This window comes from Acinetobacter sp. HZNU-JH01 (assembly GCF_037996845.1).
Classification (GTDB): domain Bacteria; phylum Pseudomonadota; class Gammaproteobacteria; order Pseudomonadales; family Moraxellaceae; genus Acinetobacter; species Acinetobacter haemolyticus.
This window is the reverse complement of record NZ_JBBMZX010000001.1, coordinates 1,431,737-1,448,803: the sequence shown is the minus strand read 5'-3', so window position 1 is coordinate 1,448,803 and position 17,067 is coordinate 1,431,737. Positions and strand designations below refer to the sequence as shown.

At 39.8% G+C, this 17,067-nt stretch carries 16 protein-coding genes; 3 read left to right on the top strand and 13 right to left on the bottom strand.

Annotation, left to right across the window (positions count from 1 at the left end; translation table 11 throughout):
• Positions 1 to 35 precede the first annotated feature (35 nt).
• Positions 36 to 944: a DMT family transporter gene (locus AAC851_RS06910; protein ID WP_340600672.1), complete on the top strand. Its 909-nt coding sequence runs from the start codon at positions 36 to 38 to the stop codon at positions 942 to 944.
• Between the two features lie 27 nt (positions 945 to 971).
• On the opposite strand, the gene AAC851_RS06905 is transcribed toward AAC851_RS06910, so the two are convergent.
• Positions 972 to 2,222 (bottom strand): YihY family inner membrane protein, encoded by a 1,251-nt coding sequence (locus tag AAC851_RS06905; RefSeq protein ID WP_100833194.1) that lies wholly within the window; start codon positions 2,220 to 2,222, stop codon positions 972 to 974.
• 115 nt (positions 2,223 to 2,337) lie between these two features.
• Here AAC851_RS06905 and wrbA point away from each other — a divergent pair, with 115 nt between their 5' ends.
• A complete protein-coding gene (wrbA, locus tag AAC851_RS06900; protein WP_004640966.1) occupies positions 2,338 to 2,928 on the top strand; it encodes an NAD(P)H:quinone oxidoreductase in 591 nt (196 codons plus the stop codon).
• Positions 2,929 to 2,963: 35 nt separating this feature from the next.
• On the opposite strand, the gene lgt is transcribed toward wrbA, so the two are convergent.
• Positions 2,964 to 3,776, bottom strand: a complete 813-nt coding sequence (gene lgt / locus AAC851_RS06895; protein ID WP_004640964.1) for a prolipoprotein diacylglyceryl transferase — start codon at positions 3,774 to 3,776, stop codon at positions 2,964 to 2,966.
• A gap of 106 nt (positions 3,777 to 3,882) precedes the next feature.
• Here lgt and AAC851_RS06890 point away from each other — a divergent pair, with 106 nt between their 5' ends.
• Positions 3,883 to 4,665, top strand: coding sequence for an NRDE family protein (locus AAC851_RS06890; RefSeq protein ID WP_075314716.1), 783 nt, complete (start codon positions 3,883 to 3,885; stop codon positions 4,663 to 4,665).
• A gap of 57 nt (positions 4,666 to 4,722) precedes the next feature.
• On the opposite strand, the gene AAC851_RS06885 is transcribed toward AAC851_RS06890, so the two are convergent.
• The 11 genes from AAC851_RS06885 to AAC851_RS06835 form a co-directional block, all read right to left on the bottom strand.
• The gene (locus tag AAC851_RS06885) at positions 4,723 to 7,056 is read right to left on the bottom strand and encodes a PhoX family protein (RefSeq protein ID WP_340600671.1); all 2,334 of its coding nucleotides are present in this window, start codon (positions 7,054 to 7,056) and stop codon (positions 4,723 to 4,725) included.
• Positions 7,057 to 7,229: 173 nt separating this feature from the next.
• Entirely contained in the window at positions 7,230 to 7,943 is a 714-nt protein-coding gene (gene tatC, locus AAC851_RS06880) for a twin-arginine translocase subunit TatC (RefSeq protein ID WP_370736364.1), read from the bottom strand.
• A 71-nt stretch (positions 7,944 to 8,014) separates the two neighbouring features.
• The gene (tatB, locus tag AAC851_RS06875) at positions 8,015 to 8,464 is read right to left on the bottom strand and encodes a Sec-independent protein translocase protein TatB (protein ID WP_004640954.1); all 450 of its coding nucleotides are present in this window, start codon (positions 8,462 to 8,464) and stop codon (positions 8,015 to 8,017) included.
• 12 nt (positions 8,465 to 8,476) lie between these two features.
• Positions 8,477 to 8,695: a Sec-independent protein translocase subunit TatA gene (gene tatA / locus AAC851_RS06870; RefSeq protein ID WP_004640952.1), complete on the bottom strand. Its 219-nt coding sequence runs from the start codon at positions 8,693 to 8,695 to the stop codon at positions 8,477 to 8,479.
• A 150-nt stretch (positions 8,696 to 8,845) separates the two neighbouring features.
• The gene (rdgB, locus tag AAC851_RS06865) at positions 8,846 to 9,469 is read right to left on the bottom strand and encodes an RdgB/HAM1 family non-canonical purine NTP pyrophosphatase (RefSeq protein ID WP_340600670.1); all 624 of its coding nucleotides are present in this window, start codon (positions 9,467 to 9,469) and stop codon (positions 8,846 to 8,848) included.
• A gap of 109 nt (positions 9,470 to 9,578) precedes the next feature.
• Positions 9,579 to 10,034 carry a hypothetical protein gene (locus tag AAC851_RS06860; protein WP_335985062.1) on the bottom strand — a complete coding sequence of 152 codons (456 nt, stop codon included), beginning with the start codon at positions 10,032 to 10,034 and terminating at the stop codon, positions 9,579 to 9,581.
• A gap of 132 nt (positions 10,035 to 10,166) precedes the next feature.
• Positions 10,167 to 10,754: a tetratricopeptide repeat protein gene (locus tag AAC851_RS06855; RefSeq protein WP_109441563.1), complete on the bottom strand. Its 588-nt coding sequence runs from the start codon at positions 10,752 to 10,754 to the stop codon at positions 10,167 to 10,169.
• Positions 10,751 to 11,344, bottom strand: coding sequence for a methionine biosynthesis protein MetW (gene metW / locus AAC851_RS06850; protein ID WP_005086774.1), 594 nt, complete (start codon positions 11,342 to 11,344; stop codon positions 10,751 to 10,753). The genes AAC851_RS06855 and metW overlap by 4 nt, the downstream gene beginning before the upstream one ends.
• Positions 11,344 to 12,504, bottom strand: a complete 1,161-nt coding sequence (gene metX / locus AAC851_RS06845; protein ID WP_005086773.1) for a homoserine O-succinyltransferase MetX — start codon at positions 12,502 to 12,504, stop codon at positions 11,344 to 11,346. Before metX ends, metW begins: the two co-directional genes overlap by 1 nt.
• Positions 12,505 to 12,585: 81 nt before the next feature.
• Positions 12,586 to 14,280 carry a 2-isopropylmalate synthase gene (gene leuA / locus AAC851_RS06840; protein ID WP_161401490.1) on the bottom strand — a complete coding sequence of 565 codons (1,695 nt, stop codon included), beginning with the start codon at positions 14,278 to 14,280 and terminating at the stop codon, positions 12,586 to 12,588.
• Between the two features lie 593 nt (positions 14,281 to 14,873).
• Positions 14,874 to 17,063, bottom strand: coding sequence for a TonB-dependent receptor domain-containing protein (locus tag AAC851_RS06835; protein ID WP_340600669.1), 2,190 nt, complete (start codon positions 17,061 to 17,063; stop codon positions 14,874 to 14,876).
• Positions 17,064 to 17,067 lie beyond the last annotated feature (4 nt).

Below are 17,067 nucleotides of genomic sequence, written 5' to 3'. Positions count from 1 at the left end.
TATTGGCTTTCTATTATGAAAATTGGGAGCTGGCAATGGATGAGCGTAAAACATTAGATGCACGAGCATCTGGTCTTATGATCGGACTCTGCATGATTTGGGGATTACAACAAGTCATTCTAAAAATGGCAGCTCCTGATATTTCTCCTCTTATGCAAATCGCGCTACGTTCGGGCTTGGCAGCAATTTTGTTATTGCCTTTATTGTATTTAGATAAAGCCACTGAATTATTCAATCGCAAAAATCTTCAAGCGGGTGCTTTGGTTGCCTTTTTATTCTCTTTGGAATTTTTTTTGTTGGCACAAGCATTACAATGGACTTCTGCTTCACATGCCGTGGTATTGCTATATACCGCACCAATTTTTGTGGCGTTGGGTTTGCATTGGAAGTTACCCGCTGAACGTTTAAGTTGGTTGCAATGGAGTGGTATTGCTCTAGCTTTTATCGGCATAGTGGTGACATTTATCCGAGGGCAATCAGGGACAGCTTCTGCGATTGAGCAACAAATGCTTTGGGGCGATTTGTTGGCATTGGCTGCTGGTATTGCTTGGGCAGCAACCACAATTACCGTACGCTTATCCTCATTGGCACAAGCTGCAGTGACACAGACTTTATTCTATCAATTGGTAGGTAGCTTTATTTTATTGTTTGGCTTGGCTGTGTTTTTGGGGCAGGCAAGTATTCATTTTACCCCATTGGTAATTGGTAGTTTGGCATTCCATACCCTCGTGGTGTCTTTTGCGAGTTTTCTAGCTTGGTTTTGGTTGCTTAGAAATTATTTAGCTTCGCGCTTAGGCGTATTCTCTTTTTTAACCCCATTGTTTGGAATCATTTTCGGAGTATGGTTGCTCGATGAGCAAATTGAACCTAACTTCGTGCTCGGCTCAATTCTGGTGTTAGCAGGGATTGTGGTGGTGAGCTTACAGGGTTGGTTAAGGAAATAAAAAAGACCTCAATATGAGGTCTTCTTGCTACTTCTGCTCAAAAATAGTGGATAACGGAATAGAAAGTTTAGCTGCTAAATAATCATTGCTTTCAATCAAGGCGGGTCCAATTTTTTCCATCCATTCATCATCTGCATGAACATTGGCAACATCATCTCGTAGTGGTAGTGGATATGGGAGTGCGGTGAAGAAACTCCAAAAATCAACCTGTGCTAAATTACGAACCAAGACATACTCATCATTGTCTGTACGTTTAATCAGATTTTGTGCTTCTAATTGCAGAATATATGAAGGTAAACGCCCCAGCTCACCACGACCTACGATATCAAGTAGCTCATGCTCACTTACACTATTTCCAACATGTTGCTTCTTATAAAATAGCTCTAAGATATCTAATAACATCATGATTGGATGACGCTTTTGTTCCTTACCTGAATGAAATGCGGTCAGTGCATAGCTGATTTCCACACCGAGTAAAATAATATTCCACGACAAGAAAATCCAAAGCAGAAAAATAGGGACGGCAGCAAAAGCACCATACACAATTTCATAGCTGGTGAAGTTACTCATAATCCAGCCAAAGAGACGTTTTAAGACTTCAAACACTGTCGCACTAAAACATGCTGCGATCATGGCTGAGTACATGGGAACATTGCGATTTGGTATGGTCCAATACAAAATGAAAAAACCAATAATGGTTAATAAAAATGAAATTAACCATAAAAGAAAAGCGCCGTTTAGCTGATAACCTGCGAAGTTATTGCTTAAGATATTCATTGAGGCAACTGTAGAGGAGAGTACGAATGCGCTCCCTAATAAAATCGGACCCAAAGAAATAATGGTCCAATAGCGCATAAAACCGACCAAGCCTGTACGCGTTTCTTTGACACGCCAAATACGATTAAAAACATTCTCAATCGATGACAGCATTAATACTGTTGTGACAAATAGAAACAAGATACCAATAATAGTTAGGTTGCTCGATTTATCAGTAAAGGCACTTAAGGCTTTATCGAAGGCAATGGTGCTTTTAGGTAAAAAATTGCTATAAATCAATTGCTGTAGCTGCTGCCTAGCAGGCTCTAAAGCTTTAATCGAAGAAATAATCACCAAAAACACAGTCAGCATTGGGACGACAGCAAATAAGGTGGTATAGGTCAAGGATCCTGCTTGTTCTCGACAGCGATCAGCCTCAAAACGGCGCAATACAAAGACAATAAATTGAAACCATGTTTTTTCTAAAAAATTCAGTTTTTTTAGATAACGGTTTAAGATCATGGAAATATCCTAGTTATTTTTAATCAAGATCTTGGTGAGTCCACAAGATCAACTACAGCTAAAAAAGGTAAAAATGTCGTATAGTGTTCTTAACTTAGCAAAATTATGAAAAGTGATGCAACCTTACGTTCTTGTACTTTATTACAGCAAATATGGTTCTACTCGGCAAATGGCTCATTTAATTGCGGATGGAATCGAGTCAGCAGGGGTGAATGCTCGGATTCGAACAGTACCGAATCTTGCAACTGTTGTAACAGAGGCACAACCGAGTATACCGGCAGATGGCGATATATATTGTAGCTTAGATGATCTGGCTCATTGTTCTGGTTTAGCTTTGGGTTCACCCACTCGATTTGGCAATATGGCCAGTGAGATGAAATATTTCTGGGACCAGACTACCAGTTTATGGCTCAATGGTGCTTTGCATAATAAACCTGCTTGTGTTTTTACCTCTTCGGGTTCAATGCATGGTGGACAAGAAAGTACATTATTGACGATGTTACCACCGCTATTTCACCATGGCATGATGATTTTAGGTCTGCCTAACTCGATTCCTGCACTATCGAATACTAAAACTGGAGGGACACCTTATGGTGCGAGTCATGTTAGTGGACCGCGTCATGATCAGAGTTTAAGTCAGGATGAAAAAATATTGTGTGAAGCTCAAGGTAAACGCTTAGGTGAACTGGTTAAAAAGCTCATTTGAATGAATAATGGGAGCCAAGGCTCCCATTATTTTGTTTATTTTTTCAATTGCCAATCATAGATATTTTTACGATAAGCATACCAAATCATCCAAAGACCAATAATAATCATTGGGAAGCTTAGAATTTGTCCTTTGGTCATCCAACCAAATAAGATGAATCCTTGATCTGCATCGGGTTGACGGAAGAATTCCATAAAGAAACGTGCTACGCCATATCCAACTAAGAATACTGCTGAAACGGCCATACGTGGTCGAGGTTTAGAGCTAAACCACCATAAAATGATGAAGAGTAATAAACCTTCACACAATGCTTGATAGATTTGTGATGGATGGCGTACCAGCCCCAAAGGGTCTGTTGGGAAAATCATACCAAATGGATAACTTGGGTCTTGAACTTGACGACCATACAGTTCACCACCAATGAAATTACCAATACGACCAAACATTAAACCTGTCGGTACACAAGGTGCGATAAAATCCAGTGTTTGAAACCAGGTTTTTTGGTATTTCTTGCACCAAAATAACATGGCAATCATTACACCAAGAAAACCACCATGAAAACTCATGCCGCCTGTCCAAACTTGGAATAGCCATAGTGGGTTTTCTAAGAATTTTCCAAATTCGTAAAACAGGACGTACCCCACACGACCACCAAGTACAACACCTAGCGCACCGTAAAAAACGAGATCTGAAACCATGTCTCCTGTCCAGCCATCACGCTGCTTAGCGCGATAAGAGGCAAGTCCCCATGCACATAAAAACGCCAATAAATACATGAGTCCATACCAATGCACTTGTACTGGTCCCAAGCTCAGTGCAACTGGGTCTATATTTGGATAGGTCAGCATGGCTGTTCCTCAATTTAGAATTTGAAATTAAGTTTTGAACAGATTGTAGCGGAATGATGTGAAAAATGTTGTACATTCAATGTGTAAAGATGTGAGAACAAAATCAATGTGTATTGTCGCTTTTGCATGGCATGTTCTTGAAGACATGCCACTTTGCTTAATTTCAAATCGAGATGAGTTTTATCATCGCCCGAGTGCTTGTTTACATGCTTGGGAAAATAGCAGCATTATTGCTGGACAAGATTTACAGTCAGGCGGGACATGGATGGGGATAACAGCATCTGGACGCTGGGCGATTGTAACTAACTTTCGTAATGGTCGAGATAAAAATCAATATCAAACCTCAAGAGGTCATTTGATACAGACCTTTTTAGAAAGCGACTTAACTCCGATTCGTTTTGCGCAGCAATTAGAGTTAAAACAACAAGAATACGCAGGTTTTAACTTATTTGTAGGTGATCGAGAGCAAGCCGTTTATATGAGTAATCGTGGCGAAGCACCACAAGTTCTTGCCAATGGTGTTTATGTTGTTTCGAATGGTTTAATGTCTGAAGATTGGGAAAAAACCAAACATTTACGTAAACGCTTTACTCAAGAGTTTTTACCGATGTTACAACAGCCGAATATGACTGAAGCTGCACTGCATTCTACAGTTTGGGATATTTTGGAGGATGAGCGTAAGGTGATACCCGATTTGCTTCCCGATACGGGGATTAATGCTGAAATGGAGGCTTTATTGTCTTCGACATTTATTCAAAGTCCTATCTACGGAACACGATGTTCTAACTTTTTGCGTATGCGTCAGCAGCAATGGTTATGGACAGAGAAAGCACAACAAGGTGAGCAACAGGGGGAGATTGTGGAGCAAAAAATCAGTTTGTTGAAATAAAAAACCATGCTATCCGAAAATAGCATGGCTTGAATCTACTTTTAAAACTAAGCAGTTTTACCCAACAATTACACCGCCATCTTTACGAGTGATCACCACTGTTGCAGAGCGTGGACGGGCCGTGGTGTTATTCGGGTCAGTTTGAGTTGCAGGCCAGTTACTAGTTGGTGCTGCATAACTTTTAGCATCTTCACCTGGGTGCTGAACGTTGATGAAGATAGCTTTGTAATCAGGGGTCATCGTTACACCTGTGATCTCACATTCTTTTGGACCTGTGAGGAAACGACGAAGATTTTCATCATTCACTTTTGCCCCAACGATGGTTTCAGTCCCATTCGATGTTGTTGCCTTGCTACCATCGTTCAGTTGACCCGGTAGTGCTGCCAGCATCATACAGTTCGTAACATCCGTATATGCACCATCGTCAGTTTGAATCCACAATACACCGCGTGGGTCAAACCACATGCCATCTGGTGATGAGAAGTCATTGCTATCAGTTAAACCTGAAAGGTTAATGTTTGATGCCATTGCTGCTTCTGCACCAAATAAGTAGATATCCCATTTAAAGCTTTCAGCTGTGGTTTTATCCTCAGCTTCACGGAAGCGAATGATGTGGCCATTCACATTACCTTTTTGTACTTTCTGATTGTTATATAGATCTTCATAATTTCGCGGATTCGCTGCGTCAGTTGGATAGCTTGAACCACGATTCGAGTTATTGGTGAGAGTCACATAAACTTCGCCATTGACAGGATTGACTGCACACCATTCAGGGCGGTCCATTTTAGTTGCACCAACAGAATCTGCTGCCAAGCGTGCGAAAGTTACGACATCTGCTTGTGATTTAAATGGATAGACAGGATTGCTTTCTGTTAAGCCATTCTTACCATAGCTTAACTCTACCCATTGACCTGTACCATCAGCATTGAATTTAGCAACATAGAATTTACCGCTGTTCATATATTTATCACCAGCGCGGTAACCACCGTTGATATCTTTTGGATCCCACTTAGCATCGGATACAAATTTATAGATATACTCACCGCGTGAGTCATCACCCATATAAAAAGCTAGGTTCTGACCTTCAATGACGCGGCTAGTACGGCAATCTTCATGAGCAAAACGTCCAAGTGCAGTACGTTTTACAGGTGCTTGGCGGCTATCAAATGGATCGATTTCGACCATCCAACCAAAAGTATTTGGTGCATTGCGGTAATCTTGTCCTGCATTAGCTGCTTTTACATCAGCATTCCAACGATCATAAAGATCTTGGGATTCAACTTGACCTTGTGCAGTTTCCCAACCATAGCGTGAATTTGTATTTAAATATTGAATTTGCCCTTGTTCATCTAAGTTTGGTATTTTATTTTTTTGAGCATCTAAGATATAAATAATTTCGCCTTTTTCATTCTTCTTTGGCGTCCCATCTGGATTTTTTTCATATTGATAATCAATAGATAGACCTAAACCATAGCGTTTGAGCGCAATCTCTTCTGTTGAAGTACGTTGGTATTTATCAGTACCTGAACGTTGGAAGTAACCAATGAAGTTTTCTTCAGTAGTGAGGTAAGTTCCCCATGGCGTGTAGCCATTACCACAGTTGTTATGTGTACCACGGGTTTGTACACCCGATGGTGAGAACTTAGTGGCAAGTAATGCATTACCCGCAGCAGGACCAGCAAACTCCATTAGAGTCGAACCAGTAATACGACGGTTATAAACTGAGTTTTTGACCAGTTCAACTTTTTGAGTTTTGGTATCTTTCTTCACATGAATGATCGAGACGCCGTGAGCATTTACTTCACGGATTACTTCATCTTCTGGACGGCGGCCATCGACTTTGCTTGGTCCTTTAGGATGCAAGAATGTTGGATTGATATATTCATGATTTAGAACCAACAAACCATCATTTGACTGCTGTTCATCATAACGACCTGTTGCAGTATTTAGACCAAAATAACTCATGCCATCATGACAGTCGCCTGAACGGAATTGGAAACTTGGACCTGATGGAATATTGTTGTCATCCCATTCTGCGTATGTTGGATTGATTGAGTCACCTAAAGCATACAGAACATGTGCTTCATAACCTTGAGGTACAGTCACGATATCGTTTAGATTTTTAGGCACTGTAGTGAAGTTTAATTTTTCAGGTTTCTTATTTGGGTCAATAGGAGGGTTGGTTCCGCCGTTATTATTATTCGATTTATTATCGTTGTCATTACAGCCTGTTAAAGTTGATGCCAAGGTGAGTGCGACAGCACCGCTTGCAGTTTTAGTGATGAGGCTACGGCGGTTAATATGTTGTTCTAAAATGTCACGGAAATGAACATTTGTAGACGTGTTATTATCCAGTTCTTGGTCTTCATGATATGGCGTCAGCTGTGTCATGGAATCATCCTAAGTTTAAATGTGCGATAAAAAATTTCCCGCCTTTAACTTAGTTTTTAATTGTGACGCTGCCTTGACAGTTATGTGACAAATACATTAAAAATCAATAAATAATAAAACGTTTAGTCAAAAAAACAGGTGCTAGACCTGTTCTAAAATTGGATCATTTAAGTCTAAGCTGTTGCTTTTGATTTTTCTAGAACTTTGCCTAATAAGAGACCAAGTTCAAACAATAACCACATTGGAACGGCGAGCATAATCATTGAAATAGCGTCAGGTGGGGTAACAAACATCGAAATGAAAAAACATCCCACGATAATAAATCGTCTTTTCTCAACTAAACTTTGCGTGCTGACAACACCGATTAAGATCAGTAACAAGGTAACGACTGGAATCTCAAAGGTCAGACCGAAGACTAAGAAAAGTTTTAAGCAGAAAGCCAAATAACTATTAATATCGGTCATTGGTGCCACTGTTTCGGGTGAGACACTGATGAAAAAATGTAAAATTGAAGGTAAAGCAATAAAATAAGCAAAGGCAATACCCAAATAAAACAAGCAAATACTACTCACTAAGATCGGGAGAGCTAAAGATTTCTCTTTTTCATATAGGGCAGGTTTAGCGAAAGACCAAATCTGATAAATGATAAAGGGCATAACCAGCATTAATGCCACGAAGAAATTTAGTTTGAAAGGTGCCATAAATGTTGCCGTAACATCCGTTGCAATCATGGATGAACTTACAGGCAACTGAGCTCGTAACGGTTCAGACAGGATTTGATAAGTACGATTGGCAAAGGGCAATAAACAGAAAAAAAGTAATAGAATAGCAGCAACGATTTTAAATAAATGCTGTCGTAGGATCATCAAATGCTTGGTGATCGGCATTTCCTCAAGCTTGACGTCTTGTTCTTGCTCACCCAAAGAAGACTGGGGAAGTTGAGAGCTAGAGGGTGAACTCATACTGCTACCTTTAATTCTGGAACCGAAGTTGTTTGTTCTAATGATGAAGTTGTTACCGATGTATGCAATAGGGCAAATTTCGGAAGGTAAATCACAGGCAATGGTTGACGAATGTGGTGGTAGACCACCTGAATCTGACATTTTTGCGTAGCAGCTTTTTGAGGATCTTCTTGAAGCGAGACCTTTTGCTGCTCAAATGCTGTCATTTGCGCCTGCATTTTTTGTTCAAGCTCAGCAATGCGTTGCATTTCTTGCTGCATTTGCTCTCGTAGTTCGGACAGACGTAATTCACGATCTATGTCATTTTGAACATTGCTAACCGTACGTTTAATTTTTGCGTACCATTTCCCAACGAATCGGGCAGCTTCAGGTAATTTATCAGGCCCTAGTACAAGTAAGGCGATAATGCCGAACGCTAGGAGTTCGGACATTCCCAAATTCAGCATAATGGTGCTCGCTTAGCTTTTTATTGAGCTTTCAGAATTTTTTACTTGAGCGTCGATGGTACGTGGTTCATTTAGAGAAGCTGTAGTTTCTTCTTCATCTTTCATCGACTTTTTGAAATCTTTAACGGCACCACCAACATCTTTACCCAGATTTTTTAGTTTTGATGTACCGAATAGTAAAATAACCACGATTGCAAAAATGAGCACGTGCCAAATAGATAAACCAGCCATAACCGTTTCCTCTTAAAATTTAGCTCTATCTCAACAGGTTGGCGTGACAAAGATGTGACATTTATATTGCAATTTTAAGACAATGAGGATGGTAGATGGTTTTGCAAAAGGGACAGAAACCTGAATAGATGCTTCAGGTTTCTATAAATATTAACTTAGACTTGCTTTAAAAAGTTGCATCGCTTGACCACGATGGCTGATTCTATTTTTATCTGTTTTGCTTAATTCGGCACTGGATAGATTAAGTTCTGGCAACCAAAATAAAGGATCATAACCAAATCCGTTTTCGCCGCGTGCTTCTTCTAAAATCTCACCTTTCCAGATACCTTGAAAGATTTGTGGAAGAGGATCTTCTGCATGCGTAACTAATGCCAATACGCAAACAAACATGCCTTCTATGCTTTCGCTATTTTTGCGGAAGGGAATGAGATCAGCCAAAAGCTTTTCATTGTTCGCTGTATCATTGCCATGTTCACCGGCATATCGTGCAGAATAGATCCCAGGTGCACCACCTAAAATTGGGACGCATAGACCTGAGTCATCCGCAATCGCTGGTTTTCCTGAAAGTTTAGATGCATGGCGCGCTTTGATAATCGCATTTTCGACAAAACTTAGACCATCTTCAACAGCATCATCGATATTGAGTTTGCCTTGAGGAATGATTTCGGTAGGTAGATTGAGCTGTTGAAATAGGTGTTCAAATTCTGCGATTTTACCTTTGTTGTTACTAGCAAGGACAAGGCTGCCTTGACTTAACCAATGTGGAGTGGACATAGCAATTTTGTATCACAATAGAATGAGTTGGATTTTAGGGGGTTTTTATGGAATAGGGTAGTGTTGAAAACTCATACATTTTTCTAATGATAGTTTTATATTCTTTTAATTATTTGTTGTTTCCTCCTTTTTTTCCAAATGCTGGTTGTAAGGTATGAGATAAGTTATCTTCTATTAGTTGCAATATACTATTTGATACTTTGTAAGTTCTAATTTCAATCTCGTATTGACCCTGAAACCATTCTTTTAGTCTAAGTGCATAGGTTTTTGCATGAGTACCTAAAATATGTTGCTTTAAGCGATTTATTATATTCTTTGATGAAGACCCTACATATAAAACTTCAGAAGCATTAAGATTAAGCTTTGGACATGCAATTTCTTTATTCATTTTAAATTGTTTAAATTTGGAACGAGTTTCTTCGGGGTTACCATTGATTTCTTTAATAATATAGATTGCAGAAATTTTGTCTTGTGTTAGCTCGTTAAGATGAAGAGAGAGAAAAGTTTCTAAATCATCATCACTAGAATAAAGATAAGTATTTATAGGTCTTGATTGCTTAGCCATTTCGCAATCTTTAATCAGCTTATCTAAATAAGAGTTATCTATCATATAATTGCAAAAGTTTTAATTATCTTGGGTTTAAAAAACCGACTCTCACAAGTCGGTTTTTATATTTTCACTAAATCTTAAAAAAGATTATTGTGCTTGAATCCATTTATCAGCACGGTCGCGTGCAGTGCGGATTTGCTCTTGAGTTAAGTTTGCAGCCAAAGCTGTTTTCTTACCTTCTGACAAGCTAATCACTTTAGTATCGAGCATGCCATCACGTGTTGAAAGCTCATACCATTGATAAGCACCAATATAGTTTTTCTTTTGTTCTTCCATCACAGCAAGATTAAAGCTGGCACGGTTATCACCATTACTTGCAGCCTTTTCAAAATACTTGCGCGCTAACACTTCATCTTTTTTAATGCCAATGCCATCGGCATACATACGACCAACATTGAGCTGTGCAGCGGAAATACCTTTGTCTGCAGCAGCTTTAAATAAAGCAAACGCTTGTTTCTCATCTTTTGCAACGTCCTTACCATGTTGGTAACGAGTTGCTAAATAAAACTGTGCCCCAGCCTGACCTGCTTTTGCAGCGTTTTGCAATTCACCAATACTCATCACTGAATATCGTGCTGCTTGTGCAGCAACGGATTGCGGTTGAGCAACATAGTCTGCATGCGCTTGTATGCTGATCAGACCAAATAAAAATGTGCTGATTAATGTCTTTTTCATAGAGCGCTCACTCGATAAATTGCGACTTCACCAAATAGGTTCGGCATATGCTTACTGAGCAAACTACCTTGTTGGTCACCATTAACGGCAAGTCGATTAATAATTTTAATCCGATTCTCAGCACATAAGGCTTCAAAGTCACGGAATGTACATAAATGAATATTCGGAGTGTTATACCACATATAAGGTAAAGCCTCCGAAACAGGCATTTTCCCTTTTAATGCAAGAAAAGAACGCGTCTTCCAATATGCAAAATTTGGAAAAGTAATAATTGCTTGCTTACCCACACGCACCATATCACGAAGTAATACATCAGGTGCATCTACAGCTTGCAAAGCTTGTGCCATCACGACAGAGTCAAAAGATTGATCGGCAAAACGGCTTAAACCTAAGTTTAAGTCCTGTTGGATAATATTTAACCCCCGACTGATGGCAATTGCAATCTTTTCTTGATCAATTTCTAAGCCATAAGCACGAATATTGTGCTGTTTGCTCATATGAGCCAATAATTCGCCATCGCCACAACCTAAGTCTAGCACGCTAGAATTTGGATTAATCCATTTTTCGGCGAGTCGTTGATCTATACGCATTAGTTCAGCTCCTGCGATGTCGATTGCAACTGTTGTTCTCCACCTAAAAATGCACGTAAGGATTTTACATACAGCGGAATTGGGAACAAGAAAGAGTCATGGCCCTGTTCAGCATCAATTTCCAAGTAACTCACAGGTTTATGATTATCAATCAAAGCATCAACCAATTCCTGTGAACGGCTTGGACTAAAACGCCAGTCTGTGGTGAATGAAATTACCAAAAATTGACATTTCGGTTGACTCATTGCTTTGGTCAATGAATGCTCATACTCACGTGAGGGGTCAAAATAATCCAAAGCCTTGGTCATAATCAAGTAAGTATTTGCATCAAAATTACGGCTAAATTGTTCGCCTTGGTAACGCAAATAGCTTTCAACCTGGAACTCAACATCAAAACCATACATAAATTTGCCAGATTTTAGATCCCGCCCAAATTTTTGTTTCATGGCTTCTTCTGATAGGTAAGTGATATGACCAACCATCCGCGCCAAAATCAAGCCACGTTTTGGATAGCTATCATTCTCTAAATAACGTCCATGATGAAAGTCTGGATCGGACAGAATAGATTGGCGTGCGACTTCATTGAACGCAATATTTTGAGCAGAAAGCTTTGGTGCACTCGCAATAATCGCACATTTCTTTAAACGATCTGGATAATCCAACGACCATTGCAAAGCTTGCATGCCTCCCAATGAACCACCGATGACAGCGTACCATACATCAATACCAAGACGATCAGAAAGCATGGCTTGGGTCTTTACCCAGTCTCGTACAGTCACGAGAGGGAAGTCAGGGCCATAGGGACGATTTTCATTTTCAGGATTGGGTGAGATTGGTCCCGTAGAGCCACTACAACCACCGATATTATTCAGTGCAACTACGAAAAAGTGATTGGTATCAATTGCTTTGCCAGGACCAATACAACTGTCCCACCAACCTGCTTTTTTATCATCTTCATGATGATAACCTGCGGCATGATGGTGACCTGATAGGGCATGACAAATTAAGATGGCATTGGAATGATCTGCGTTGAGTGTTCCATAGGTTTCAACCATTAAATCAAAGCGAGGTAAGACTCTCCCACACTCAAGTTCTAATGGTGCTTCAAATGAAAATTTTTGTGGTGTGACTAAACCCACTGAATCCGATGGAAAAGACACTGGAATCGTTCGTCCTATAAATCTTTTATCAATAATAAAAAGGATACCAACTCTGGTATCCTTTTTAAACGATTGTTTTTGTTAAACTGCAGCGGCAACCACTTGATCCGTTGTTAACACACCTTGTTCAATCAATCGGTTGGTACATGCAATAATGGCTTCGATTGATGAAGTGACGATATTGTCATGTACACCTGCACCAAATGCGCTTTTGCCTGTGCCTTTCACTTGGAGTTCAATTAAAGCAAGGGCTTTGGCATTTGCACCAGAACTAATACTACGTTCTTCATAGTTCACAACATCGATTGGCAACTGTAAAGCGTTCAACATTGCAGAGATTGGGCCATTACCTTCACCACGTAAACGTTGAATTTCGCCTTCAATTTCAATATCTAATTCAATGATTTGTGTGCCATTGATATCAGACAACTGATAGTGTTTAGTTTGATAATGGTGGTTTTTGATATCCACATAAGTCTTTTCGAACAATGTCCAAATCTCATGCGCACTGATTTCTGTACCATTTTCATCAGTGTGTTGTTGAACGATCTGACTAAACTCAATCTGAACACGACGTGGCAAGGCAACGTTGTAATTTGATTCTAATAAGTATGCAATACCGCCTTTACCTGATTGGCTATTCACACGAATTACCGCATCGTAGTCACGACCCAAGTCTTTCGGATCGATTGGCAAGTAAGGCATATCCCAAATTTCTTCATTTTTCTGGAATTCAAAGCCTTTTTTGATCGCATCTTGGTGCGAGCCAGAGAATGCTGTGAAGACTAAATCACCTGCGTATGGATGACGAGGATGAACAGGCAAGCCTGTACATTCTTCAACTGTAGCGATGATTTCATTGATGTTCGAGAAATCTAAATTCGGTGCAACACCTTGGGTATACATGTTCAAAGCGATGGCTGCAACGTCAACGTTACCTGTACGCTCACCATTTCCAAACACACAACCTTCAACGCGGTCAGCACCAGCCATAATCGCCAATTCAGATGCTGCAATACCACAACCACGGTCATTATGGCAGTGAACAGAAATGATCACACCATCACGACGCGCCAAGTTGCGATGCATCCATTCGATTTGATCGGCATAAACATTTGGCGTTGACACTTCAACAGTTGCAGGTAAGTTCAAAATCACTTTATTGGTTGGCGATGCTTCCCAAATTTCTGTGACTGCATCACATACATCCTTGGCAACTTCTAATTCTGTTGCAGTGAAACATTCAGGACTGTATTGAAATACCCATTCAGTTTGAGGATATTGTGCTGCATATTCTTTGACTTTATTGGCAGCGTTGATGGCAAGTTGTTTCGCACCATCGACATCGACATTCAAGACTTTTTGACGGAATGTTGGTGAGTTTGAATTATAGATATGCACGATTGCACGCTTTGCGCCCACTAAGGATTCAAAAGTACGTTCAATCAAATGATCACGTGCTTGCACTAAGACTTCAATGTAGACATCTTCTGGGATCAAATCTTCTTCGATCAATTTGCGCGCAAAGTCAAAGTCGATTTGTGATGCAGATGGAAAGCCAATTTCAATATGCTTAAAACCAATTTTTACCAACATATGGAACATTTTTAATTTTTGTTCCATATTCATCGGTTCAAAAATCGCTTGGTTACCGTCACGAAGATCGGTACTCATCCAAATTGGCGCTTGGTTAATTTCATTATTTGGCCATTGACGGTCTGGTAAATCCACACGTTGATACATACGGCGGTATTTTTTACTTGGATCTGCCAACATTTTGCTAACTCCTTGTCATAGCAGGGGTTGCAAATTCAGCGTAAATGCAACGTGCTACTTTATATATGGTGTCTATTCGAAATAATTTAAAGAGAATCTGTGTCGAGTGCCTAAAAATTTAGGTCAAAAAAGTTATATGCGCACGAGGCGCAGCATCAGGAGAGCAGCGAGATGTTTTTTATGAGACGGATGGATAAAGCCGCGATTTGTTTTCATCATCTACCATTCAACGCAGTTATTCGGTTGTGTTGCTATATTAATCACGTAATAGAAAACAGTCTAGGTGAAAATACAGGCAACTGCAAAGGTCTATCTAAATCTATAAAGCATTTTAATTTGTATGAACAAGAAATAATTTCCTATTTTTGCGCTAAATAGAAAAATAATGAAAATATTTACCGAGATATTGGCTAATCTCGGTAAATAAAATCTTGGTTAATGTCATCTATGCTCGCTGTTCCCATCAAAGCCATGGTGATTTCTAATTCTTCTTTTAAAATTTAAAACCCTTTTGAGGGAGTTGGAGTTTTTGAACTCATCCAAATCCCCAAAAATGGTTTTATCCGAAGCTGAATCTTTACAACGTGACTGAATTAGAAATCATAAGATATAGATAACCAATAGTTACGACCTGATAGGTAGGTGCCTGACATACTTGAGCTGATTTGCATGTAGTCATAATAAGACGCAGGATTACCCTGTGCATCTATATATGAACCATTACTGCTAAAATCTTTATCAAGTAAATTGTTAACAGAACCATTAAAACGTAATTGATCATTAACGCTGTAACTTGCACCTAAGTTGAATAAATTATAGCCTTTTAGTTTGTTATTGGTTGCATTGTAAATAATAGCGGCATCACCGGTAGTTTGCTCAGTATCGTAACGCTTACGATCTGACTTGTATTCATGCTGCAACCATAAATCAAATGCATCATTGATATGCCAAGTTGAGGTCATGTTAAATGCATTCTTGGGTACGTTACTTAGGTATGAACCTTTGTTTTTACCTTTGGTAATTTCTGATTCCATGTAGGTATATGCAGCTTTAATGTCCCATTCTGGAATAATGCTATATTTGAGGCTAAGTTCAATACCTTTGGTTTCTGCTTCATCCGCATTGATTTTTTGGTTAAAGCTATTTTGCGTAATATGTGAACCATAACTCACACAACCTGGTTGATTCGGATTTGTTGCAGAAGAACAATTTAATAATTCTGGCCCATCTGTAATCAGGTTCTTAATCTTATTAAAGAACGCTGTAGTGGTAAGGTCTAAATTGCCATTGTTATAATTAAACCCAAGCTCATAGTTGGTTGATTCTTCTGGTTTTAAGTTTGGGGACCCCACATTAAAAGAGGTTCCTTGTCCAGTGATACTGATAATACCATTGTGAAGATCTTTGGCTGAAGGTGCTTTGTAGCCTGTGCTGACACCACCTTTTAGTGTCAAGTTGTCATTTGCGTTCCAGACTAGGTAAGCACGTGGGCTAAATTGACCACCGAACCCAGAGTGATCTTCATAACGACCACCAAGAGTGAAACCGAGATTTTCCAAGATACGCCATTCATCTTCAGCATAGACAGAGAAAGAATCTTTTTTGAACGTAGAACCAAAGCCAGCTATGTCATCTGCAATTTTAGCCTCTTTATATTCAGCGCCAACCGTTAACTTATGATCAGCAATAGGTAAAACTACATGCGAGTCGGCAACAAAATCAGTATTTTTTAGTGTACGATCCTGACCTGCTGAGGCATTTCCAGGGAATGTATTATGCGGTATAGTGCGCCCAATCGTTTCAGTTTTGGTTTGACTAACATAGGAGGTCCATTGACCAAAACTATAGTCACCGTCATGACCTAAAGCAATCTGATCACGTTTAAACTCCAATTTATCTTTATAGCCTGTAGCGCCCAGTTCCGTTGCACCTCTTGGTACGGTCGTCCAATCTTGTGTACCTAAACGGCTATCATCGTTTTTATAAGTTTGATTTGAGTGAAAGCCATCTATCCAAAAACTATTTTGATCATTCAATTTAAATGATAATTTTCCACCAACATCATAAATGTCTGCTTCGCTTGGGCGTGGGTCACGACCTGAAGTGCCTGGAACACGTTCCGACTTTTGGCGATCTAAATAAGAACCGCGTAGTTGTACGCCAAGTTTATCCTGAATAATTGGACCATTGACGACTAAGCTGGTTTTCCATGAGTCGGCTTCACCGCTATGTTCCATCACATTGCCACTTACTGTGACATTGCCATTCCATTCATCACTAATTTTCTTGGTAATAATATTAATCACACCACCCATTGCTTCTGAACCATAGCGCGTTGCCATTGGTCCTCGAATCACTTCAATTCGTTCAATAGAAGCTAACGGAGGTAAAAAACCATTAGAGGATTCACCAAAACCATTTGGTGTCACGTCTATAGAGGTGGTTTGGCGACGGCCGTCGATCAGAATCAGGCTGTATTCATTGTCCAAACCACGCATTTTAATATTTAAGCCAGAGGTCTTGCCAATACCATCACGGATATCAATGCCAGGCACGTCCGATAGTAGATCTGCAATGCTGGTCGCATTTTTCTTTTCAATATCTTCTTTTGTTACGACACTAATAGAAGCGGGTGCATTTTTAATATCTTGCTCATAACCTGCAGCAGATACCACAATGGTTGAGAGCTGATGGGTGGTTGGCTCATTGTTATTGGCATATACAGTACTCGATGCAAGCGCGAGCAAAGCGGCGGAGAGAGGATGAGGATTAAACCTTGCCATAATT